The sequence below is a fragment of the Streptomyces sp. NPDC002911 genome, assembly GCF_053591835.1.
This window is the reverse complement of record NZ_JBSFUO010000023.1, coordinates 64,190-90,435: the sequence shown is the minus strand read 5'-3', so window position 1 is coordinate 90,435 and position 26,246 is coordinate 64,190. Positions and strand designations below refer to the sequence as shown.

Here is a 26,246-nt window from a genome sequence, read left to right as displayed (position 1 = left end):
ATGTACAGGGATCTGGGCGGACTTCCGGTGGCGCGGCTGCCGCTCATGGATCTTGAAGACGAGGCTCTCCGGTACGTCGCTGACCGCGTGAACCGTCTGCTGGTGCGACGCGGTATTCCGGGCGGTGTGCCGGACGAGATCGTGCTCGACGTGCGTGCATATCTGCCCAGCTACACCGCGTGGAAGAACTTGGTGGACCTCAGCGAAGCGGTCGCCGACGCGCTGCAGGCCCGGTTCGTCGAGGCCGACGGCATGATCGCCGACGATTGGACACCGACGAGGACACACCATCAGGGCGTCCCGTTCATCGCGATGGCGCACACCTCCGACCCGATGCGGAGCGGCCTTGCCCGGGTCCTGGACGACCTTCGCAGGGACAACGCGGATCCGGAACAGATCCGGAGGATCGAAGCGGCCGGTGTGTCCTGGAGCCGGGCGCCCCGCGCCCTGACGGAGGAGCACCACCCGGACCAGGACGTCGTACAGGCACAGGAGCCGTCGCCCTCGGAGCCGGAACAACCGCGGGGGCACCGGACTCCGGCAGATGTGCCCGTCGACGCGGATCCCCTGATCCGCTCCGTCGGCATCCCGCCCGACGGCCTGCCCCATCTGGATGAGCTGGTCGGCAGGCTCCGGGAGATGACCAGTGAGCTCGGACGGACCGTCACCGAGGAGACGTGGCGCAACCTTCCGGACAAGGTGCTGGCACTGCTCCGCTACGCCCACGCGGACGCCGACGGCGCCGGAGGGCTCGTCGTCTCGCTCGGTGCGGTCGAGGCACTGATCACCCTCGACCTGCGTGACCCCGTCGACGTACAGACCGCTCGGAGCGGCGGACCCAGGACCGCGGAGACCCCTCCCGCACCGGCCCTGGCGACGATCTCCGAGGAGCCGGAGTCCGAGGCCGCCGGGGAGACACCGGAAGCCGGAAGCCCGGGACCACTCGCCCTGCTGCCCCCAGCGGAGGCCGGTCCGGAGCGTACCCGGGCGACCGGGGCGGTCAACATGACCATCGCCACCGGTGCCCACGTGGCCGGCCGGTCGGGCATCACGGGAGCCGCCCGCCTCGGTTTCACCGGAGGATTCAACTTCGGCCCCGTGCCCGGCGTCGTCGACGTCGTCAACCTCGGACCGGGCTTCTCACTCGCCGCGAACGTCAACTCCCGGTCGACCAGCTCCATGGCGGACGGCGAGAGCGGCAAGGTCGAGGACAACCGCTCGGCAGGCCGTCTGCTGGCCTACGAGACGACCTGGCGCCTGCGGCTGCGCACCGACGAGGGAACACGCTGGGGCCCCGAGACCATTCTGTCGCCCCGGCGGCCCGGGCCCATGGCCATGTGGCTCCCGGAGCACTACCTCGAGCGGGCCCCGGAAACGGTGCGGGCGGTCGTCACCGGCGACGAGGCCCGACGGCTGCCCGACACCTACTTCGCCTCCGGGCTCACCGGCCTGCCCGCCCTCCTCGACCGGATCACCGCGGAGCTCACCCGGCAGGGCGTCGACGTCCGGGTGGGGAGCAGCACCCGCACGGAACTGGTGCTGAAACTGTGGAACCTGGACACGCATCTCGGCGATGCGGTGCGGGACCGCTACATGTTCAGCCTGTCCGACAGGAACGGGAAGTCCGTCGCGACGGTGTCCGTGCACTCGGAACGTCTCGGAGCGCGGATGGCGGGAGCCCCGTCCGACCTGTCCCACCTGGAGAACGTCAGCCCCGGCATCGTCGGTACGGGCGGCGGCCACACACTGTCGCACAGCACGACGCTCAACCCCGTGTCCGGTGGCGTGAACCTGATGCCGCTGGACTTCATCAGCGAGGACCTCGGCCTCGGGTTCGGTGCCACCCTGGGCATGACCTGGGCGACCAACGACAGTGTGAGTGCCGGGCGTACGGGACTGTGGGTCCTCGTCCCCCGCTTCGTAGGGGTCACATCCGCGTACGAGGTCGGCCTCCGGCACGAAGCGGTTGTGGCTGCGAAGAACCAGCCACCCGTGCGGACAGGGACGGTCGACGGCCGGGCCCTGGTGCGCATGCCCGAGCCGGCCGCCTTCGCGCACGGCTTCCCGGTCGCCCTGGAAGCTCTGACCGAAGAGTCCCGGTCCGGCGTCACGAGGAGCGACGGTCAGGCACGGATCCCGTACGCCCCCGAAGCGCTGGGACGTTCAGGACCACGGGGGGAGACGCCCGCGGGCTCGGACGTCGCTCCGGAGTGGTTCGCCCGTGGACACGGCTTCGGCATGGGCCTCGTCCAGGTCGGCGACGACACCGTGGACGCCCTCAGAAGCAGGATCATGGACGCGCTGCGCCCCCACGGCTTCCTGCCCGTGGACAGTGAGGTCCCGCTGCGGGACGCGAGCGGGGGCACCGAGGCCCGCAGCGCACGCCTGCGCAATCTCGAACTCCTGCGGAAGTACGTCTCCCGGCCCGTACTGCAGGCGATGGCGGACGACGTGCAGCAGGACGGCGCCACATTCGTCCTCCACCGGCCGAGGCGGACGGCGGGTATCCGCTGGGACATCGACGCGGCCCAGATCACCGTACGGGCGGTGCCCTCAGCGGAGGAGGGACCGGAGTTCGAGGGCATCGCCGACGACATACAGGTCGTCAACCTGACGATGGGCATGAACACCGCCGGCCAGTCCGTCGGAGGGAGCAGGAGGGCGGGCGGCAGCCTGCGGATCAGAATCCCGTTCAAATGGCTCAGGGCGTTCAGCGGCGGTCTGGACGTGAACCGGTCCGTAGCCGCGGGATCCGCCGTCAACGCCCTCACCAACGACCCGCAACTGGTGGAGTACCGGGGCGCGGCCCGCTTCGGAGTCATGCTGGACTACGAGATCGGCATCGAGCTCCGCCACAGCGGTCTCCCCGGCCGGATCAACATCGGGGCACGCAACCCGAAGCCGATCACACTCCCGCAGCAGCGGACGCTGCTGCATCTGATCCCGTTCTCCGACCTCGTCTCGGCTCCCTCCGCCGCCCCCCTGGCCCCGTCCGTCCTCGGCCGCGCCTTCATCTCCTACGTCGACACGGCAGGGCTCAGAGGGGCCGTCGCCGCCAACCTGGACCCCGGCTTCCTGGGACCCCAGGGACACGCCTCCCGGGAGATCGACGCCTTCCTGGGCAACACCATGGTCCACGCGCACGTCAAGGAGATCGTCAACGGCACGTACACCACGGACCAGTTCTTCGACTCCGGACTCTTCAAGGACGCCTTCGCGGGCCTCGACGTCTCGGGCACCCTGGGGCACGCGACGTTCAACGGCGCCACGGCCGACCCGGCCGTGATCGGGGACATCAAGCTCTACCTCACCCAGAGCTCCACCTCCCACACCCGGTCCTGGGGCATCCGCTGGGTCCAGGCCGCGGTGGAGGCGGGAGGGACCATCGAGCCGGGGGGCTCGGCGTCCCTCCAGGGAGCGGTCGACGCGGGGCGCGGATGGCAGTGGAGCGAGAGGGAGTCCCGACAGACGACCGGGGGTGTCGAGCGCATCCAGCTCGACTTCAACCGCGCCTACCGGTTCGTCGTCCCGCTCGCGTTCCGGGTCGGGGTCCTGGAGGAGGCCGGCGCGAAACTGCTCCCCACCTCGCAGAAGGCGGGCGCGGCCGATGTGGACAGTGTCCTGGCCTTCCTGCTGCCCGAACCGGAGGCGCTGGAGCACTACGCGCACGGCGCGCTCCCCCTCGCCGACGGACAGCTCGCCGACGTCGCCCGCCGGTGGACGGCGGGCGAGGTCCGGCTCAGCGGCAACACCGTCGCCGGCGTCCTCACGCGCTGGGCCGGGAACCGGACGGCGGACGCCACCCGGCAGTCCACGGATCCGAGGCCCGCCGAACTGGCGGGGACCCTGGCCTCCCTGCACCGGGCAGGCGTCGTCAGCGTGCTGAGCGCCGACGTCAGGGACGCCTTCAACCGGGCGTTCGCCGATTCCGGCCTCGTCCTGCAGGACCCGCGGTCCCTCTTCGAGGACGTCCGCCTCCCGGAGTACCTCACCGGTACCGGCACCAGGAGCGACGAACGCGCCCTCGGCCACAGCGGCATCCACGAACTCACCTACCTGAACCCGGCGACCACCACCTACACCCTGGTCCGGGGCCTGGTCGACCGCGTCGCCCCGGGGCTGCTCACGGCACGCCCGGAGGTCTGGACCCAGGACCCGCGCCGCATCCTGGGTGTGCGCCTGCCGAAGAGCCGCATCGGCCGGCTGCAGGGCGGCGTCAACACGCTGCAGGCGATGTTCGCCCCGGGACGGGACATCACCATGTGGGGGGAGTTTCTGTCCCGGCACGGATACACGTTCCACCTCGTCAATCCGATCGGCGGGGTGATCACCGACATCGTGGAGGTCACTCTCCGGGACGCATTCACCACTCGGCCCGCGGTCGAGGACTTCCTGCCGCAGAGCGGACTGGAGAACTACGGCCACAGCTACGTCAACACATCGCGTGAGGACTCCCGTGACTCCGCGCAGTCGTTCACCGTGGCCCGGCTCGGCGGCGGAGAGTCAGGCACGGCCGTGGGTTCCGGCGGACTGTCCTACGCGGAGGGCCGCCACCGGGGCCTGGCCCTGACCGAGCAGACCTCGACCGAGCAGACGATGTACGCCCACGACGGCCGGTACCTCGTCGGCTTCGCGCACCGCATGACCGTCTCCGTACGCCGGATCGACATGGCTGGGCGCCCGCTCAACAACCTGCTGGCGGGCCTGTACCGCAGCCTCGACAGCGACCGTTCCGTCGCCCACACCGAGACGGCCGACGGGCGCATCGTCCTGCAGATCCCGCGGGGCATCGCCGAGGCCGGCACCGGATACGGCCCCCGCCGGGCCCGCGACCTGGCCCCCCTGCCCCGACTGCCCAAGGACGCGTACGTCTCCGACGTGCTCATGGACGACGCGCTGCCGGCCGCCCTGGAACTCATGAGCCGCGTGTTCGGGCCCAGGGCGTCGGGCGACACCCGGCGGACGGACATCACCGTCCGCTCGCTCCTCGGCCGTCACCAGATGACCCAGAACCTGCTGCGCGCCACCGGCGGTGAGGCCGCGCTCCTGACGCCGCGGCTGTTCGTGCCGGGGGCCTCGTCGAAGCGCGCCAGGCTGTGGCTGCGCGGCGAACTGTACGACCTGGAGATCCTCGGACCCGTGGAGGGCACCGGCACGGGCCGGTACAACAAGCAGCAGAGCGGTGCGTCCGTCCGCGCGAGCGACGACCACTGGCGCCCCTCCCTCGCCGGAGCACCGTCGGCGCAGATGGGGGACACCCCGCCCGCACTCGCCGGCGCTCCGACGGCCGACCTGCCGCAGAGCCGGGCCACCGCGCTCAACTCGGGGGACACCGGGGCGGAGAACTACCGGCGCGAGCAGCACATCAAGACGAAGGGGCCGGTCTTCAGAGCCGTCGCCCGTGGACGGTTCCGTCTGGAGGCGGAGCCGTACCGGGTCCACGTCTTCGGCAAGGACACGACGGACCCGACGGTCCGCAGCACCCCGTTCACCGGCGACGTCTTCCTGGAGCTGTCGCAGGAGGAGGCCGAGGAACTGCTCCGGGCCGTCGCCGCCCGCCGGCACGCGGAATCCCGGGAGACCGACGGCTGGGCCGGGCTGGCAGGGGCCCGGGTTCTGCACGCCGACGTCCTGCTGGCCGAGGCGGCCGCCCGGGAGGACGTCCAGACCGCCCGCCTGCACGAGGAGACGGCCGGGCTGGTCCGGGCCGGTATCGGGGCCACCGCGGGAGCCGCCGTCCTGCGGCTGGACCTGGACGCGCTGGAACGGGAGATCGCCCGCCGACTCGGCACGGGGGAGGACCGGCCCCTGCCCGCCGGGGCGTCGGCCGAGTCGCCCGCCGTACTCCGCGCCCGGTCCTTGTCGTACGACCACCTGCTGCGCGGCATCGCACACGAACTCGATGCCCATCTGCGTCTGGAGGTCGTCCGCGGCGGCGAGACGGTACGTACTCGCTGGGCCGAACCCTCGGGCTTCGTGCACGCCTTCGACCCGACTGACCCGGACGCGCCCGGCTGGGAGGCCCTCACCGCGGCCCGCGCGCAGGAGGCGGGCCTCCTCACGGAGGCGCAGCGCCGGGACGCGGACCGGCTCGGCCTGCGCAAGGAGGAACTGGCGAGGCTCTACCGTCGCGCATGGGACCAAGGCCTCGGCTTCGCGGCCGGGTTCGTGTCCGAGACGGACCGCCGCACGAACCGGCTGCGGGACGTACACCCGATGCTTCCCGCACTCCTGGACAGCCTGTGGCGGGCCGTGGAACGCCCCGTGACCGCTCCGACCGGTGGCACCAGGCCCGTCGTCGAGGCCTATCCGGACGCGGTCGAGACGCTCGACCGGATCCGCGCCGTCGCCCGCGAGACCTCACCCGTCGCGGCGGGGCGGCTAGGTATCCTGCGCGCAGCCGTCGCCGACCTGCTGGACATTCCCGGCCTCACGCCTTCCCTCATCTCCGCACGCCGGACTCGGGAAGCCCTCGTGGACCCGCACCCCTTCTCCCTGGACGAGGCACGGCTGGCCATCGCCCTGCGGACCTGGAGAGGGCCGCTCCACGCCGATCTGGAGGTCCACCGGGCACGGCTGGAGGCAGCGGGCAACGGTGCCCAGTCGCTCGTGTTCGCCTCGCACAGGGACACCGACGCCGAGCAGATCCTCCAAGCGGTCAACCAACGCGGCACGGTCCATTGGTACGACATCCGCACCGCGCTCCGGACTCAGCCGCCCACAGCAACCCGGCTCGCCGGCGTGATGTCGCTCGACCTGGACGCCGAAGGCAACGTCCTGGTTCCTCCGGAGCGGCTGCGGCTCACGCTCCGGCCGGGACCTGTGCACTTCCCGTTCCTCGCCCTCGGCAGCCCTCTCGACATCGCGTCGCTGCAGAGGGCGCGGGAGGCTGCCGAGAGCCCGGCCGACTGGCGGCTGATCCTGGAGGCGGACGGGCGTGGGCACACCCCGGACCGAGGCACCCCCCAGGGCCGTTACCTGCCTGAAAGCCGCGCGGACGCCTGGCAGCAATACGTGTCCGCGCACGAGCGACTGGCAGCGGTCAGTCCGCCCGTCTCACTCGCACCGCCCGCCGGACCGCTCGCCGCGCCGTTCGGAGCGCCGGCCGCGGTCGGCAGCCGCATCGCCTCCCAGGCGCTCGCCCGGCCCCTCGCCGTCGAGGACGCCGTCGCCAGGACGGCAGCCCGGATGAGGTACACCCTGGCCGAGTCCGCGCTGCGCGCATGGGGCCACGACGACCCCGCCGGGCTGATGCGCCGACACCTCGCCGAGGCGGGACCGCGAGCACACGGCCAGGTCGCGCCCGAGCTCACGGCCCCGGCCCGCAACGTGACCACCGACTACACGCTGAACACCACCGGCCCTCACCCGGATGACCTCTTCCGACGCTTTCTGCCGGCCGAGACCACCACCGGGGCCGCGACGGCCGGAGCAGGACTGGTCACTGTCGCACGAGCACCCGTTGAAGACGCGCACCCGCCCCTGCTGCACTCCGACGACGGCACTCTCGCACTCCCCGCCTTCGGCCCCTCCCAGGAAGCGTTCGTCACTCCGCCGGTCGCCGCACACGCCGCAGCCGCACTGGCGGCGGCCGGCAGCGGCGTCACCCTCGACATCGACGAGACGGTATCGGTCACCGTGCGGCACGGTGCGGGCGAACACACGCTGGTACGCGTCCGGCCGCGCTTCACCACGGGCCCTTCCGAGGTCGGAGAGGAGCTCGCCGCACAGGTGCTGGGCGGCGCTCCGGACCACGTCGTCACCACCGACGTGTCAGGCCGAAGCGCCGTGCTGCCCCTCCACTCCACGCGAAGCCCCGCCGTCCAGGCTCTGTTCCAGGTGGCCGGAAGAGGTTCCGGCCACCTGGAACAGAGCCTGCCCGCGTCAGGGGTCGGCGAGGCGTACCTGCTGCCGGCGGACGGCACGGAGGGGTCGACCCGGCCCCGCGACTTCGCCGCCGTCGTCCTGCAGAGCGAGGACGGCCGCGCCCACATCGCGCTCGAGACACACGCAGGACCGGAGGAGCGCCTGGCCGCCGACGCGGCGGTGGAGGCGAACCTACTGCTCGGCGACGAGGGGCTGAACCGGATCCGGACCGCACTGGAGACGACGGTGCGGACCGAGGCGACAGCGGCGTCGCGGACCGCGCTGGAAACCGTCCACCGGCTCCTGAGGCTGAGCGGCCTCCGGGCGGCCCTCGGGATCGCCGGAACCATCGCGCCCCAGACCCCAGGACCTCTGCCCGAGACAGCCCGTCCGCACGCCCTCGCCCTCGCCGAAGCCCGGCAGGCCGTGCTCGCCCTGTCCCGTGCCGGTGGGCTGCCGCATCCCGCCCAGCTGTGGCAGATGCGCCTGGTCGCACGGCCGGAACGGCCGCAGGACACCCCGGGCGGCGAGGACCGTACGGCCGCGTCCGCGTCAGCGACGTTCCTGGCCGGCCCGTTCATCGGCGGGCACGGTGACCCCGAAGGGGCCGACACCTGGTTCACCTTCGCCGAAGGCTCCACCGTGCTGCCCCCGGACGAGCGCCGCCGCCTTGAGGAGCTGGCGCGCCGCGCGGCCCGCGTGGCCCGATGGAGCGCACTCCGTGCACTGCCTGCCCCGGAGGTGACCGTCACGGCGGGTGGCAACGGCCGTTCCACGAGCCTCCACCGCCTCGTCGACCCGGAGAGAGCACACACGACCGGGGAACGGCGCCTCGCGGAGATCGAGCGGATCTTGCGCTTCGCGGTCGCGGACCACCGTGAATCACCCGGCGCGGACACCGGCGACACCGCGCCGCCCCTCCGCGTAAGGGCCGTCAACCGGGGACGGAACCTGCCCGATGGAATCCTGCCGACCGGTACGCAGCCGGCCGAGGTACTGCGCCGCAGGGCCCTTGTCAGCATCGCGATGCACCCGGTGGCGGACATGCCGGCGGCAGCGGACCCTGTGGTTCTGCCCGCCCTCGCCGGCCGCCGGCCCGATCCGGGACCGACGACGGAAGATGAGGCCGATGCCCTGCGGCTGCGGGGTGGTGCTCCTGACGCGGTGTCGATGTGGTGGGAGATGACGCGTAAGTCGGGTGTGCTCGGAGATCGGAGGTCGCAGGAGCTCAAGAGGATCGACGCGGCCGTGGACCGGCTGTCGCAGGAGCGCCGGAAACCGGCTCTGCTGCGTGACGTGCTGGATCAGATTGCCGCCTGGAATGCAGTCAAGACGCCTAAGAACGACCGGTGGCCCGCGGTTCAACACCTGCGTGCGCAGATTTCGGAAGAACTTGATCTGATCGGGCAGGTGTCACCCGGTATCCCGTCGCGTTCCGACAGGGCGCCCTCAGCCGCACCTACTCCGTCGATCGAGCGGATCGACCCTGACATGTGGCCGAACGGTCTGGTCGTGCGGAAGTCGATCAGAGGAAGAAATGGAGGGGTCTTCTTCGTTTCGGACAGCTCGGCGCGCACGGTGGTCGTCAAGCCGCTGCTGAATGCTGGGAGTTCCTTCTACGCGGATCGATTCATCACGCTGGTCGGGGGAATTCGTACACCGTCTACGCGCTACTACCACACGAATTCTCCGGCGGGTAGAGCCTTGGCGTTCCTGGTGTCTGACGCCGATGCTGCGGATCCGGATGAAGAATCGCAGGCCTTTGTCCAGCAGGCCCAATATTTCGGGGTGTCCGAGTTCGTTGCAGGAGCGCCCCTTGACGAACTGTCTCCCCGCGACCGCTCACGCCTCATGAAGGACCAGGAAGCGCTGCGGCAGATAGGTGCGCTGATGCTCGGGGTCGACCGATTCATCGGTGTCAGTGACCGGGCTTCATTGTGGCGGCAGACCGGTGGTTTCATCAACTGGGGAAATGCGATCTACGATCCCCGGCGGCACACCATCACCGCGATCGACAACGACAGTCTCGGGGTCAGCGAGCCGGCTGCCGCATCGGCCCACATCCGGTCCCTCAGCCGCGGCTGGTCCGAAGACTCGCTGGAACGTTCCGCGCGCCAGCTTCTTGATGGGTACGCAGGAGTCGTCGGCAGAATCCCTGAAGACGTGCTGGAAGAAGCCCAGTACTACGTCACCCAAGGTGTCATCAACATCCTTCCGGGAATCGGATCCCGAATCCTGGAACACGAGTCGCGACTGCGCGCTGAACAGGCATCCGCAGTTCCGACCCATCCAGTGGTGGACAAGCACCTGATCAAGGGACTGGGCGATTGGGCGCGCGTCCGGTGGGGCAGCGGTGTGGACACCGAAGGCCAGGGCAGCCCCGCGGCACGTGAGGTGATGAATCGGCTCGGCTCCTACGTAGCGTCGAGGGCCACGCAGAGCGGACCGTACGTGGGCATGGCGGACGTGTCCGACGCCACTGCGGCTGGGTGGCGACGGGTCTTCGAAGACCTTTCGGCTGACCGAGCCGCTCCCCGTCGGCTGGCGCAAGCCGCCGACATCGCTCGGGCCTGGCAGGGAGGCGCAGCCAGGCCCGTACAAGGAGCGGCGGCCGGGATACCCGGCATCTCGAACGCACCCGCAGAGTCCCCGGTCGCGAGTGCCGCCTGGCGGTCATTCGCGGTGTCGGACCCCGTTGCCGCCGAGCAGGTCCTCGACGGCGTCCGTTCCCGCATCGGGAAGCTGTACGGGGACTTGGGCGAAGCCGTGATGTACGCCTACGGGACGCTTCCAGCAGCAGTTCGAGCGATGGGCGCGGACATCAGCACAGAGGCCGTCACCGAGGCGATACTCGGAGTCCGGACCCAAGGCGGCCTGGACACAGCTCGTGACAGGGCAGCGGACACCGCGCACCGTCCGGGACCGTCCAGCCGCCGGATGCCGTCCGACGAGGCACAGGACGAGGCGGCGCGGGAGCGGGCCGCGGCCGGGCGCTCCGACGACGCGCCCGCGGTCGATTACGACCTCCTCCACCCCGCCGACCTGCGTGTCGTGGAGAGCCGGCCGGACGACGTCCTGTGGCGCTTCTCCGCGCATCCGCCCGAGACCGTCTTCGCCCACGGCTTCTCGGCGGACGACACCGGCGAGGTGGTGCGGATCCACCGCTGGGTGCACGGGAACCCGGAGGCGCAGTTCGTCTCCACCACCCGGGACTCCGGTCTGTGGCACAAGATGAGGCGCTACCGCTACCGGATCAGTCCCGCACTGAACTCCGACCCCACGGGCGTCGATGTCGCCCCGACTCTGGAGAACCAGGCGCAGAACTACGCCCTCGCCTGGGAACAGGAGGTGGCGTTCACCGGCGTCGTCGACGGCCGGGCCGTGACCAGCGTGTACGACAAGAAGCTGGACCGCACCGGCGTCCGCCACCCCGTCACCGGTGACGTGGTGTGGGGCGAGGGCGGCCATGACGCGGCCGGGCAGGCCGTCGCCGTGCTGCAGTTGACCGAGGACCTGCTCCCTTCGGTCGACCACCGGCTCTCCCCTCCTCAGGACGTGGCAGTCCTGACGGCGGGCCGGCAGGACACGCTGTGGCGGTTCTCCGACGCCGACCCCGCGACCGTACTGTCCCGCGGGTTCGCACCCGGCGGACTGTCGGAGATCCTGTCGCTCGAGCGCCGGCCGGACAGCACCTCCGGGGCCGACGAGGAGTTCCGGTACGGGACCATGCGATACCGGTACACGATCAGCTCGCCGCTGCTCGGCGATCCGATCGGTACGCGGGCCGACGGCACGCCGCCGGACCTGTCCGCGGCGTTTCCCGAGGATCAGCAGGCCGCGCTCACCGCAGCGGTCCACCCCCGCACCGTGCTCAGCGTGTACGACGCGCTGGAGTCCCGTACCGGGACGTGGGACGCCGGGACGGAGACGGTGCGCTGGGAGGGCGCCCACCGGCAGACCGCCGGGAGCGCCCCGGACGGGACACCGCGGCCCCCGGGCCGGTGGGAGTCCCCCCTCGCCGGACCCTGGCAGTCCGCCGAAGTCCTGGGCTCGGGCGAGGTGCGCACCGACCGCTGGATCCCGTTCGGGTCCCGCACGGGCGGGCGGAGCGGTCCGGAGGCGTTCGAGATCGACGTGTCCGCCGAGGGCGAGACGACCGGGGTGAGGCGCCCCGCCCGGTCCGGGGAGCGGACCGAGGTCGGCTACGAGTGGATCCGGCACCGTACCGACGCCCCTGGCCCCGGCTCCGAGGTGCTGAGCCTGACGCGGCGTATCCACCTGGTGGCCTCGGGCGCCGCCTCGTCCGGGCTGGAGGGCCTCCGTTCCTCCTTCGCCCGGGCGCTGGACCAGATCGTCAACGCCCCCGGCTATCGCCTGCCGCCCCTGCAGCCCGACCGGATCACCGGCCCTGCCGTGCCCGGTGCGCGGCTCCACGTCTCCGTCGAGTTCGTGGCGGACCCAGAGACGGCACACAGTGTCGTCTCGGTACGGGAAGGGCTGCCTCCCGCTGCGCGGGCGATGGTCCAGAACGAGTGGTTCACCGGCGTCCACCCCGCCGCATACGTCCACGAATTCGTCCACGGCCTGGGAGTCCTCGACGATCTGCCCGCACCCGGTGTGCTGCTCACCCCCGGGGGACGCGCCGAACAGGCGGTGCCGAAAGGACGGTCGAGCCTGATGGGGCCCCTGACCGATCCGTCGGGGCTCGTCCTCACCGCGGACCATCTGCGGCAGATCGCCGACGTACTCGCCCCGTACGTCCACCAGGGCACGCGGACAGCCGGCGCCGCGCCGCAGGATGCCGTCGACACCGATCGGGAGGTGGCCGACCGCGATCTCGACGGCGAACAGGCCGTGTTCGAGCAGGTCCTGGGAGCGCACTACGGGACGGACCCCGCTGCGCGGGCCGCTGCCCGCGCGGCCGTCGTCCGACTGCGGGAGCTGCTGCACCATGCCTATCCCGAGCAGTCCGCAACGGTTCTCGACGCGTCCTTCTTCACGGAGGACCCGACGAGCGCAGGGCAGATCGGGCTCCCTACGGACACGACGTCCCCCACCGCATGGCTGGACGGTCTCCTCGCGGACGGCGGAGTCCGCAGCCTGATGACCGCCTTCTTCAACGCGGCCGGGAGGAAGAACCTCTTCGAGCAGAACGACAGCGCTCCCACGCTGACGACCCTGCTCACGACGGTCCTCGCCGAGCCGGGACCGCAGGATTCGGGTCCGGTGTCAGCCGTCGGAATGGACCTGGCCGCACGGCTCGGCCTCGACCGGACGTCGCTGGAGGCCTATGCGACGTTCCTCCACGGGGGCGCGCGCGAGGCGCTCGCCCACCGGACGGCGCAGGATCCCCGGACGCGTTCCCAGGCGTACCTCTTCGCCCCCGGGAATCCCTTCGCCCTGGGCAACCTGGCGGCGTACCGCACGCGCGACAGCGTCAAGGACCCGATGGAGGTGGTCCACAGCCAGCTCGCCCGCGTCGAGCGTCCGGCGGAGCTGCGTGAAGCGGGCGCACGGAAGAAGTCGTCGCGCGACTACACCTATCTGGGCACGCCGCTCGGCGAGCGGGAGCGGACCTTCCTGCACCGTGCGGCACGTCCGCTGGCCGTCGTCGGCTTCCGTCTGGAGGAGATCCCCCTCGCCGGCCTGGAGTTCGACCCGGTGACGGGCCTTCCGCTGGTCGAGCGGATCCTGGCGCGGCCGGACGTCTTCACGGTGGAGGTGCAGCGCCGGCCCGTCACCCTGCAGGACACGGAGCCGGGCGGGGGGCGGGTCGAGAAGGTCCTGGCGGTGATCCGTGAGCCCGGGACCGTCCGCACCACAGGCTCCGAACTCACCCTCGAAGGTGAACAGGGCCCCGAATTCCCCCTGCAGTGGGTCGAGGGCTCGGCCTACTTCGACCTGGACCGGTCGTCGCCCTGGTACCGGGAATGGCACGGCTCCCGGGGGATGCCCCTGGTGGCAGGGGTATCGGGGACCGCACTGCGCATGCTCCGGGCCTTCGAGTGGCTCGATGTGCCGCAGACCGGTGTCACCGACTTCCGCAAGGCGCTGATGGGGTGGATGCTCCCCGGCCAGGACCACTCGCTCTTCGAGATCCTGCGTGGCTCCTACCTGGCGGACGCCACGGCGCCGGTCGAGGAGCGTGCGCTGCTCACGGACGCCGCCGCGCTCTACGCGGTCCCCGGGCTCGTACCCCCGCACCTCGTACCGCCCCGAGTGCACCCGGCCGAGTCCGTTGACGTGGACGTGGACGTGGAACCCGCGGTGAACTACCACCTGGTGCACCGGGACGACCACGGCTTCGTGGTGGAGAGCCGGAACGACGAACAACTGTGGCGCTTCTCCGACCGTGAGCCGGAGGAGGTTTTCACGCAGGGCTTCCACGCGGACGGCACGGCCGTCACGCACATGTACCTGTGGGCGGTCGCCGAACCGGACGAGGCCCCCTTCGTGTCGACGACACGCGACTCCGAGCTGTGGTTCCGCAGGAAGCGCTACCGCTACGGGATCAGTGCCGCGCTCAACCCGGACCCCCATGGTGTGGATGTCAACGCCACGCTGGACCGTGAGGTCGGAGCCCGTGCAGTCCTGCCGCCCGAGGTTCTGGAGGAGTTCGAAGGCTTCGGCGAGGAGCGCGAGGTCGCGTTCACGGGGGAGATCGACCCCCGCGCCGTCGTCAGCGTGTACGACCGTGTGGAGGACCGCACCGGGACGTGGGATGCGGCCGAGGACGTGGTCGTGTGGACGGGCGGCGGCCGCTTCGTCACGCCCGCGCAGGACGGCCGGCCCCAGCGTGACGGCCTGGCGATCCATATCCACACGGCTCAGTCCGTCGCCGTCACCACGTCCTACGACGCGCCGCCCGCGTACGACCACTCCGCCCACCTGCCCGAGGACTGGGACGGTGCCGCGGGCGAGGGGGCCTACCCGCAGCCGGGCGAGGCGGGTGAGTCGGTACGGGCGGCGACGCCGGCGGGCACCGCACTGTGGGGTTCCGGTGAGGTGCGCACCGACCGCTGGATCCCGTTCGGGTCCCGCACCGGCGGGCAGAGCGGTCCGGAGGCGTTCGAGATCGCGGTCTCCGCGGACGGGGCCCCGATCGGCGTGCGCCGCCCCGCGGGGTCGGGCGAGCGGACCGACGTCGGATACGCCTGGTCGTGGTCCGGCGCACCCGAGGGCCGGGCGGGCACCGTTCTCTTCACCCGGCGGGTCCACCTCCGGGCGCCGGACGTACCCCCGGGCCGGCTCGCGGCACTGCGGCAGAACATCGTGGACGCCGTCGACCACATCGTGAACGCGCAGCGGTACCGACTGCCGCACCTGCACCCCGACCGGTCGGCCGGGCCCGGTACGCAGGGCCCCGAGCTGCGCCTCGCCGTGGAGTTCGTCGACGCCCCGGCGTCCGCCCACACCGTCGTCCAGGTGCGGGACGGGAGGCCGGAAGGACGCTCGATGGTCCAGGGTGTGTGGTTCACGGACGTGCATCCGGCGGCGTACGCGCACGAGCTGGTCCATGGTCTCGGCGTGCGTGACGATGTGGCCGACGCCCGTGTCCTGCTGACCCCGGGCGGGCGGGGCGAGCAGGAGGTACCGGAGGGCGGGTCCAGCCTGATGGGTCCGTTCACCGAAGGGACGCTGCCGCCCCGTTTCGTCCTGACGCCGGACCACCTCCGGCAGATCGCGGACGTCCTGGCCCCCTTCGCCCACCCGGGCGGCTCCGCTCGCGCCATGACTCCGTACGGCCCTCCGGCGCAGGTGGCGGCAGTGCCGGACGAGGAGTCGGCCGTCGACTACAGCTTGATCCACGGCTACGACACCCACGTGCGCGAGAGCGGCCCGCACGAACCCCTCTGGCGTTTCTCGAACACCGCTCCCGAAACGGTCTTCGTGCGGGGATTCGAGGCCGACGACATCAGCAACGTGGTGGAACTGGAGGAGTGGGCCCATCTGAATCCGCGGGCACAGTTCGTCTCCACCACACGTGACTCCGAGCTGTGGTTCGGCGGGCGGCGGTTCCGCTACCGGGTGGACCCGTCCCGCAACTCCGACCGGACCGGCGTTGACGTCAACGCCACCTTCGACGCACAGAACGAACCGACCAGGGAGATCGCCCAGCACGAATACGAGGTCGCGTTCACCCGGAAGATCGACGCGCGGGCGCTCGTCAGCGTCTACGACAGGGAGACGGACCGCACCGGCACCTGGGACCCGGAGACCGGTACGGTCCTCTGGCGGGCCGGCCGCCACGACCTCCCGGCCGCCGGGCCGGGGACCGATGCCGAACCCGCGGTCGACTACACGATGGTTCACCGGGCCGACCGGGACTTCGTCGTCGAGAGCAGCGAGACGGAGACCCTGTGGCGCTTCTCCGACACGGCGCCCGCCACGGTGTTCACCGAGGGGTTCCGGGCCGATGACACGACGACCACCGTGACGTTGCACACCTGGGCGGAGGACGACCCGGACGCGCCGTATCTCTCGACGACCCGCAACCGGGATCTCTGGTACCGCGACAAGACGTACCGCTACGAGATTCAGGCTTCCCGCAACCCCGACCCGATCGGCGTCGATGTCAACGCCACGCTGGATCAGCAGGGGATCGAGCCGCCCTATCTCGTGGAGGAGGAGATCGCGTTCACCGGCGGTGTCAGCCCGCAGGCGATCGTTCGTGTGTACGACGGCGTGGAAGACCGTACGGGCACCTGGGACGCTGAGGCAGGGGATGTGGTCTGGGCACCGGGGGACTTGGGCACCGGTGCCCCGCAGGTCATAGCGGACGGCGGGGACCCGGACGTCGGCCCGTCACTCCCCGCAGGGCTGTGGACGACGCCCGCCGCGGAAACGGACACGGACAGCCGTCTGCGCGCGGACCTGACCGCCGCCGTCGCCCTCGAACTCCGGCGCACGCCGGGCCGCAGCGAACAGCGCGTGGACCCGGACGAGGTGATGAGGCTGCACGGCGAGCTGCCGCCGACGGACAGCCGGCGGGTGCTGCGCGACAGGGCTGCGGTCATCGCGCAGACCATGCTGTCGGGCGAGAAGACACGGATGAGCGGCGGAGCGAAGAAGAAGACCAGGACAGCGGCCGACAGCGGGGGGCCCAGCGGGGGACACAGCACCTCGTCCCAGCAGCAGAGCGCGGCCGGGCCCTCGGCCCGGATCCAGGACCGGACCGGGCCCACGGAGGCCGGTGTCCCGGAGCTGGTCCCCGAGTCCGTCGTACGGGCGGTGCGGCACGCCGCCACGGGCCTCCCGGGCGACCTGAGCCGTCAGCGGCGCGACCGGATCGCCTCCGTCACCCTGGACCTGCTGTCCGCGGCGGCCTACCCGGACGACCTCCCGGTCGCCGACCTCGTCGCCGCCGTGGGGTGGACGGTCGAGCTGGGCGGCGAAGTACGCGACCGACTGGCCGCACACCCGCATGTGGTGTACGCGCTCGCCCGGCAGCCCAGGCTGCGACGCCTCCTGGAAGCCCGCCCCGTCCTCGCCGACCTGCTCAGCAGTGCCCCCGGGGTGCTGGAGGCACTGAGCACGGCCGACCGGGGCTGGCACCAGGCCCAGAACGGGAAGACCGCCGAGATCCTGGCGCGTGAGGGCTTCGTACGCCGCCTTGAGGCCGATGCCGCCGTGCGCCGGTACGTCTTCGTCGGGCGCAACCAACTCGTCAACCTGGACGGGCGCCCCGATCTCCTCGCACAGGCGGCGGTGCTCTCCGCGGACATCACCCGTATGATCGAGCAGGTACCGGCTTTCGGCGCCGCGCTGCAGACCCTCCCGAACGCGACGGCCGCGCTGTCCGACCTGGATTCCGAAGCCGGGCTCCTGTCGGCGATGCTGACCCAGATGAGCCACGGACGGCCGGGGACCGTGGAGTTCTACCGGAGCGTCCTCGGAGACCAGAAGCTCAGGAAGACGCTGAGGCTGTTCCCCATGCAGCACAATGTGCTGCTGTCGGACCCCCGGCTCCTCGACATCCTGCGCGACACGCCCCGCTCCGTGGCCGTGCTCCGGTACTCCCCGATCCTCACCGATGTGCTGGAGGACCTTCCCGAGGCCGCCGTGAAACTGCTGTCCGACGAGCGGCTGATCACGGCCGCGGTGCGGAACACACACGTGGCGACCGCGCTCTCCTACGATCCGCACCGCTACGACGGGCCGGAGGGCGACGAACTGCTCGCGGCGCTCACCGCCACCGCCGACCCGGCGGCTGACAGAGCCCCCCGGCCTGAGCAACTGCTCACGCCCGAGGAGATCCAGCGGACCGGCGCACCCGCCCTGCTCCGGTACGCCAGGGCGGTGAGCCCGGTGATCGACGCCGTGTTCAAGAACCCCGACGACCGGGACGTGACACGGAAACTCATCGCGCGCGCCGACCTGGTGCGACTGGTGGCCCGTACCCCCCACGCCATCAGCTCCCCGCACCTACTCCGCCGGATGCTCTCCCCGAGAGCGGCGGGCATCGATCTCGCCGAGGACGACGCCACAGCCGTCGCCGTGCTCGTGACAGCCGCCCGCCACGACGCGTTCCGCGAGCTGTACCGGGACACTTCCAAGAGGGACCAGCAGCAGCTGGTCACCGGGATCCTGCACGCCTCGCCCGTGATCCGAAACCGCATGTACGGGCTCCCGGCGCTGACCAAACTCGCCTACTACGACCCCCGGCTCATCCAGCTCTTCGACACCGCTCTCCTCGGCAACAACGCCCGGCTGGCCGCGGCCGCGCTGAGTGCGCCCTCGGTCTCCGACCTGTTGAGGCACCCGGGATACCAGGAAGCGGCACTCGCGGGTGACTCCGCGCTCCTCCGCCTGACGCATCAGCACCCCGGCCTCGGGCACGAGCTCTCGACCGAGCAGTGGCAGGCAGCGATCGGCCACATCAAGGCGGCACCGACCGTGCTCCAGTGGCTGGCCCCCCACGCGAGCCTGATACCCGTCGCACACTGGAAGCTGCTCATCACCGACGGCAGGCTGCTCCGGGTTCTCTCCGAACGCAACCAGCAGCCTACGGCCGTCGCACTGGCCAGCCACCCGGTGCTCCTGCGCGAGGCCATCGCGCGCCCGCGGTTCGTCGCCGCGTGGAACGCCGCCCCGGAGCGTTTCGACTCACTCGCCGTCCAACTGCAGCAGTCGGCCGACCGGAGCCCCACCGGAGCGGCGTTCCGTGCCCTGGGGGCGGCGATCGTGGAGGCCAAGAGCGGCCGGATCACTCCCAATGGCGTCGAACTGGACCCTCGGCTCACTCCGTACGTGTGGGCACTCCTCGCCGGCATCGGCCGGGGCGACAGCAGGGAGACCGCCGGTACAGCCCTGCGGCAGAACGGCTACGGCCTGGACACGGAGGAACTGCTCGACCGCTACGAGCGGATCCTGCGCAGTGACTTGTTGAAGCGCCACGCGACGACCGACCCCGCCCTCGCGGAGGGATTCCTCTTCCGGCCCTGGCTGATCGACCTGGCCGAGACCCGGCCGTCGGTTCTCGGACTCTTCGCCCAGTCACCCGAAGTCCTCCGCCAGATGATGCGCGTACCGGACCTGGCACGCCTGATGACCCGTAACGACCAAGCATTCCAGTATTACGCCGAGAGGCCCACCACCCGGATCAACTACAACGCCGAAACAGTCCGGACGGTCGAGCGCAACCCGCTGTACGCGCAGGCGTTCGCCCTGAGGTCCCAACAGCTGCTGTTGCCGTCCGCGGGGAACGTCAACATCCTCGCGCAGAACAGCGCGCACGTGGCGAAGGCGCTCATCGACCGTGAGGAGTCGTTCGGCGTGCTCCTGCGGCACCCGGAGCTCGTCAGCAGGCTGTCGGACGCGCCGGACGACGTCGTACGCGCCACGACGGCGACCCGGGGGCGGCTGGCCGCAGCCGCCGCCGACACCGGTCTCCTGACGGTTCTGGCATCGGTCCCGGGCCTGGCCGGTCTGCTCGGGGACCAGCCCGAGACCGCGGGCGAGGCCGGACCGTTCCGGCGACTGCTCGCCCACACCGGGCTGATACGGCAGCTCACCCGGCACCCGCAGCTGGTCCGCACGGCCCTCGCCCCGGATCTGCTGCCGGTCGTACTGGACGCGCCCGACTTCGTGGCGGCGCTGGCCGCGGCGGGGGACGGCGGGCGTCGCGGTCTCACGGCGCCCGCGGTGCTCGGCCTGGTCCGGTCGCAGCCGCAGCTGGCGAGCGCGATCGCCGAGAGCGAGACGCTGCGGTCCGCAGTCGCGGGTCTGCAGGGCATGCCGGAGCTCCTGCGGGCCCGCTCCGAGCTGCTGGCCACGTTCCTGGACCGCCCCGTGATCGTCGATGCGCTACGTGCCAACCGGACGCTGATCGACGACGCGCTCCGGCGCACTCACGTCTGGCGGATCGTCCGGCGCCACCCCGTGCTTGCCCCGTTCCTCAACCGCTCCCTGCGCAATGTGCTGCAACGGCACCCCGCCGTCGCCGGATTGCTCGCCGAATACCCGGGCGAACTCACCCCCGAGGGCGCCGAAAGGCTGAGGCAGGCGCTCATCCGGTACGGCGTCGCCCAACTGCTCACGGACAAACCGGCTTTCGCGAAAGCGTTCCTGACCCGTCCGTCCTGGCAGGACCGGGCCGTACGGGACACCGGCTTCAGCACCACGGTGCGCCGGATGTCCGAGTCGGAGGCGCCGCGGCTGAAGGAGCTGCTGGCCGGTGATCCGGCCCTTCTCCTCGCCGCCGTGGACAGGCGGCAGAGCGCCGGGCGCGAGACACCGGGTGTCCGCCCCGTCCCTTCCCGGACCACGGCTCACGCACCCGCACAGAGCCTTCCGGCCGTCACCGTCGGCACGCCCTCGCACGCGGCCCCTGCCGACGCGCTTCCGTCGGAGCTGACGGACCTGCTGGCAGGCCGGCAGGGGAGCCGCGCCGCCGAAGCGCTGGCGCGCCACCCGGAGTTGCTGCCGTTGCTGACCGCCGTGCCGGCGGTCGCCGCGGAGATCGCGGAGCATCCGCACCGGCTTGCCGCTTATACGGTCGAGGGTTTCTTCGACCGTGACGCGCCGACAAATTCGTTCGACCGGCAGTTCGCGTCGTTCCTCGAATCGGTCGATGTCGTACCCGGTGTCCGATACGGGCAGGTCAGGGCCGGTGCGGCCGTGACGTGGCGCGACGTCGTGGCGGAGCGTGAGGCGCGGAAGACCGCGGAGAGCGGCGAACGGTCCCGCCGTTTCCGGGTCTTCCGGCCGAACGCCACCGGTTCGTGGGAACTCAGTGGCCGTATCCGCTACGCGGGCGGTCTGGGACCGGCCGCGTTCACGGACGCGCACCGCAAGGTCCTGGACGGGATCGCCACTTCGGCCACGGCTGTGCGGGAGGCTCCCGGTCTGCGCCGGGTGAATGCGCCTCTGCACGCGCACCTGGACTCCGGCAGTGGTGGTGCGGCATTCTTCTTCGCCCTGGCGGAGGACGGCCGGGTGGATCTGGTGGTGTACGCCAGGAGCAGTGCCCGTCAGGGGAACAGCTACCGGTGGAACAACAGCGGCCAGTACACCGACGGCCCGCCCAGCCTGGAGACGGTGGCCAACGATGACTCCCTCACCAGGTCCCGGCAACTGGTCGAGAGGCGCGCCGAGCTGGGGGAGGCCCCGGCTGTACCAGCCGAAAGCGCCTTCGCCAGGCCGACGCCGCTGGAGCGGTACGTGGTTTCCGGCGCGACCGGCCTTGCGCGGGCTGTGGGCGAGTACCACGCCTCGGTGAGCGGACTGTCGGCTCAGGGTCCCGGCAGGCCGTCGTCGGCGCAGACGCGGAGCGCGGCGGTGCGGCGGCTGCTGGCCGCGGGTGCGGCGCTACGCGCCCTGGGCGCGGACGTGTTCGCCCGTGCGGTCGAGGTGGTGGTGCCGCGAGCGCTGGAGACGGCCGAGAGCCTGCTGGCCGCCGAGGGGGCCGGCGAAGCGCGGGAGGTGCCGGCGTTCGCGCGCGGGGCGGTCGCCCTCGCCCTCGACTCCGCCGGGGAGCGAGCGGCCGAGGCCGTGGCGCGGGCTCTCGTCCGGGAGCGGACCACCGCCGGCCCCGACGTCGCTCCGTCGGTCGACTACCGGCTGGTCCACGGCGGCGACGCGGCGGTGGAGGCCGCGGATGCGGTGGAGCGGGAGGGCGGGGACCGGCAGGCGCCCGCCGAAGCCGCGGTGACCGGCCTCGGTCCGGTGTGGAGTTCGGGCGAAGTGGCTACCGACCGGTGGATTCCGTTCGGCGGGACGGGCGACGGGAATGCCGAGGCGTTCCTCTTCGGGAGGGGCACGGGGGACGCGGGGCCCACCGTCACCCGGCCTTCCGGATCGGGTGAGCGCACCGAGGTCGGTTACGACTGGGCCTGGCACCGCGAGGACGCCCGTGACCCCGGCACCCTGCGCCTGACCCGTCGTATCCATCTGGCGGCGTCGGGTGTCGGGGGTACGGACCTCGGTGTCCTGCAGGAGGCTTTCACCCGTGCCCTGGACCAGGTGGTCAACCGGCCCGGGTACCGGCTGCCCGCGCTCCAGCCGGACCAGGTCACAGGTCCTGCCACTCCGGGCCCCCGTCTGCTGGCCGCCGTCGAGTTCGTGACCGGTCCCGAGGACGCACACAGCACGGTCACGGTGCGTGCGGGACTCCCCGAGGCCGGGCGGGCCATGGTCCAGGACGTGTGGTTCACCGGCGTCCACCCCGCCGCATACGTCCACGAGTTCGTCCACGGTCTCGGCGTACGCGACGACATCCCCGCGCCAGGGGTCCTGCTCACACCGGGCGGGCGGAGTGAGCAGGACGTTCCGGAGGGCAGGTCCAGCCTGATGGGACCTCTCGCCGGCCCCGCGCAGCCGCCCGGCCTCTTCCTCACCCCCGACCACCTGCTGCAGATCAACGATGTCCTCACCCCTTACGTCCACGCCTCCCGGCAGACCCCCGCACCGGAGCGGGGGAGGACACCGGCACAGGCGGTGGCCGGGCCCCGGGGCACGGATGTCGCACCGTCGCTCCCCTTCGGCTGGTCGGAGCGGTACCCGGTGACGCGCCGCGGGTCCCGCCCGGTCACGGGTCAGGCGATGGCGGTCGCATCGCATCCTTCGGACGACCCCCGTCAGACAGCCGGGTCCCGGGCCCAGGACCCGCTGCCCCGGGCCCGGGACGCCTGGCGGCGGTTGGCCGCCGCACGAGACGAACAGGAGAGGACAGCGGACGCCGACACAGTGCGGCGGCAGGAGATGGACCGGCGTGTCACCGAGGCACAGGATCTCCTTGCCACGTCCGGTCTCTACCCGTCTCACTTCCTCACCGGCCCCTCAACAGCCCTGGAGAGCGGCGCGCAGCAGCGGGAGGAGCTCACGCGGAGTTTGGGCAGGACCATCGAGCGGATGCAGCGGAAGCCCGGATCCATCCCGCGCCTCGCCGACCTGACGGGTTTCCGGCAGCGCCTCGTCGAGGAGACGGCTGCCATTCGCAGCGAACTGGACCGCCGCGTCGTCGCGGCCCGCGGTAACCAGCGGATGCTTCCCGGAGCCCGGGACGTGGAACTCGCCCGCTTCCTGGCTCTGGACGCGACGACGGTCGAGCGCGAACTGGACCGCCGCGCCGCGGCCCTCGCCGTCGAACTGGACCGCGCCCGTGCTGCCAGGCGTAGCCGCGGCGACGGGGAGTATGCGGAGATGCTGCGGCGTCGGGCAGAGCAGGTGCCCCAGGACCGTTCCTTGGTGCGGGAGATACGTGCCCGGGGAGGAGTGCAGGGCCTCACCGACGCGCAGCGGACCGCCCTCGTACTTGTCGAGCGTCGAGCGCGGGAGGTAGCGGGGCGTGACCGTGAAGCCGCCGGACGCCGCCTGACCGATGGGAAGTGGGCGTGGGCCGCCGCCTACCCGAAGCAGGGCGAAGAACTGGACCGACTGCTCGACCGGGTGCACGAGCACCTGCGCCGGCGGATGGACGTGGTGACCAACTTCGACCTGGGGCGCCGAGTCGGCGACGGCACACTCCTCGACGCGCTCATGGGAGACGCCGAGGGCCGGTTCCGTAATTATTGGGAGACCCGGGTCTCCCAGGCTCAGGCGAACCCCGCCATGCGCGGCAGCCGTGAGGAGAGCATGGGGTACGCGGCGCTGCTTGCCCGCGACACCTCCCGCAAAGGAACCTTCCAGGCCGCCGCCCCGGACGCGGTACTCGACCGGTTCGCGCCGTCGGCCAAGGACAGGCGACAACTCCCCAAATACGCTGCCCTCGTCTCGCGCCTCCAACCGGGCGGCGCTGCCGGATACGGAGAAGCGGTCTTTCGCTGGAAGCCGGAAGTCCTGTCCAGGATCACCCTCACCCCGCGTGACAGTTGGTCCCCGGGCGCGCAAGGCGCCCGGGGCATCACCGGCCCGGACCACCTCTTTCCGCTGCTTGCGTACGGTGACGAGGACCCGGTCCGGCTCGCCTTCGCGGAGGCGACCGGATTCAGACACGACCCGGAACTCAAAGAGCGCATCGACGACGGCACGTTCGAGCCCCGCGGTTACTTCGAGGCGCAGATCCACGGTGATCTTTTCTGGTCGGACGTCGAGCGGATCGATGTGCGCTCGGATGGCCCGGGCGGGGAGCAGACCCGCTGGAGACTCGCCGAGTTCGCCGCGAGCAACGGCTACGCCTTCCGGGTCGAGTCGGCAAGGCCCGGGACTGGCCGGGAGTTGCCCGTCGCCCGGACGGCACCCGGCACGTCCGTCGCCGAGCCTGGGCGGGACGCCCACCGCACGGACACCGCGCACGCGCTGAGCGAGGCGGACTTCGAGCGCGTCGGCCGTGCCTTCCGGACCTGGCGCACCGCCCCGGCAGAAGCGGTGGCGGACCTGGAACAAGCCCTGATGGCGGCAGGTAACGGTGCCAGCTCACTCGTCTTGCCCGAACAGCTGGACTCCGGCAGCGGTACACCGCTGTACGCGGTGAACGTACGCGGCCGTGTCCGCTGGTTCGACCACGACAGCGGCGCACCCGTACCCGCCCCCCGGCACCACGACTGGGGCACCGTGGCCTCCCTCGACCTGGATGCCCGGGGCGCTCTGCTCGACCCGCCGTCCGCGCTGCGGGAACCCGACGGAAGCGTGGCCCGGCTCCCCTCACTGAGCCTCGGACCGGACCTCCTCCACGCGCTCCGCCGCGACGTCTTCCGGGCAGACACCGGCTCCGGCACACGGCAGGGTGCCCCTGCGGTGCGGGACCCTTGGATCGGAATGGCGTTCGTCGGGGACGACTCGACGGAGGCGCTGAACCGGCGGATTCTCGCGGAACGGCTGGCTGGGCTGACGCCGGGCTCCCCGGAGCACGGACGTGTGCGGGCGGCGCTGGACTCCTACGGGGTGGAAACCCGCAGGCCGGGTCTTTTCTCCGAGTCTCCGGAGCCCGAGGGGACGGATGCCCTCTTCGGCGATTCCCCGCCGCCCAGCCCCTCCCGCGCGGAGCGCGGTGTGTCCTACGGACTCGCTCTGCCCGGCCGGGGCGAGGGGGACTCGTGGCCGACGCCGTCCGGCCGGCTCGTCGACGCCGGTCGTGCGGAGCTCCCAGGTGCACACGCGGACGTCTCTTCCGTGGAGGACTATCTGGCGGCCGCGAGGCAGCTCACGGCAGGCAGAAGGGAGATGCCGAAGGTTCCGGCGGAAGGAGTGGTGGTCGACGGACGGACCGTTCTCCTGGACCAATGGCTCAGGGCCATCGCTTCGCAGAGGGCGGAGCTCCCGGCCGAGCGGGTGCTGCTGGAGCTGGTGCAGTTGGGGTGGGACGTACCCCGGAGCGGAAGGTTCGCGTCCTACCTGTCGCTGCTGAGGCTGCATCTGGAAAGCCGCGCGCTCGGGGCGACCGATGACACGGCCGCCGAACGGCACCGGGCCCGGAGTGCACTTGTCAAGCTGCGTAGGCGGCGCCAGGAGGGGGGCGAGGGCCCTGGCAGGCGGCGCCGGACCGAAGGAAGGCCGAACACGGCCCCCGGGGGCGGGCATGCGGGTCAACTGCGGACCAGGGAAGTGAAGGAGCAGGAACGGCTCGCCCTCAAGAGGCGACTGGCAGCTCTCTACGGTCGGGTGGGGCCGGAGGATTTGCGGTATTTGCTGGGCGTGCCGACGAGGACCGCGCGGAAATTTCTGAACCCGGACGATCCCACCACGCCGTCCACCCACGTGCTGAACCGGCTTGCCGCGAACGGGGGCGAGAGGGAGGCAGGACTGCGGGCGCTCGAGGAGTCCCGTGCTCCGGGGGCCCTCCTTCCCCAGGTACCGGACAGCGACGGGCCGGGTGTCCCGGATGTGCGCCCGTACTCCGGGGTGCCGTGGCCGGATCTTGGGTTCGGTGGGGCGTCGTTGTTCGGTGGGGTTCCGGTGTCTGGGGTGGTTGCGGGGTCTGTTCCGGTGGGTGGGTTCGAGGC

The 26,246-nt window shown here is 71.6% G+C and carries 1 protein-coding gene; it reads left to right on the top strand.

Annotated elements, in window-relative coordinates:
- On the top strand, positions 1 to 26,246 hold a 26,246-nt coding region (locus ACWD04_RS26745; RefSeq protein WP_451136062.1), incomplete at its 3' end, for a scabin-related ADP-ribosyltransferase.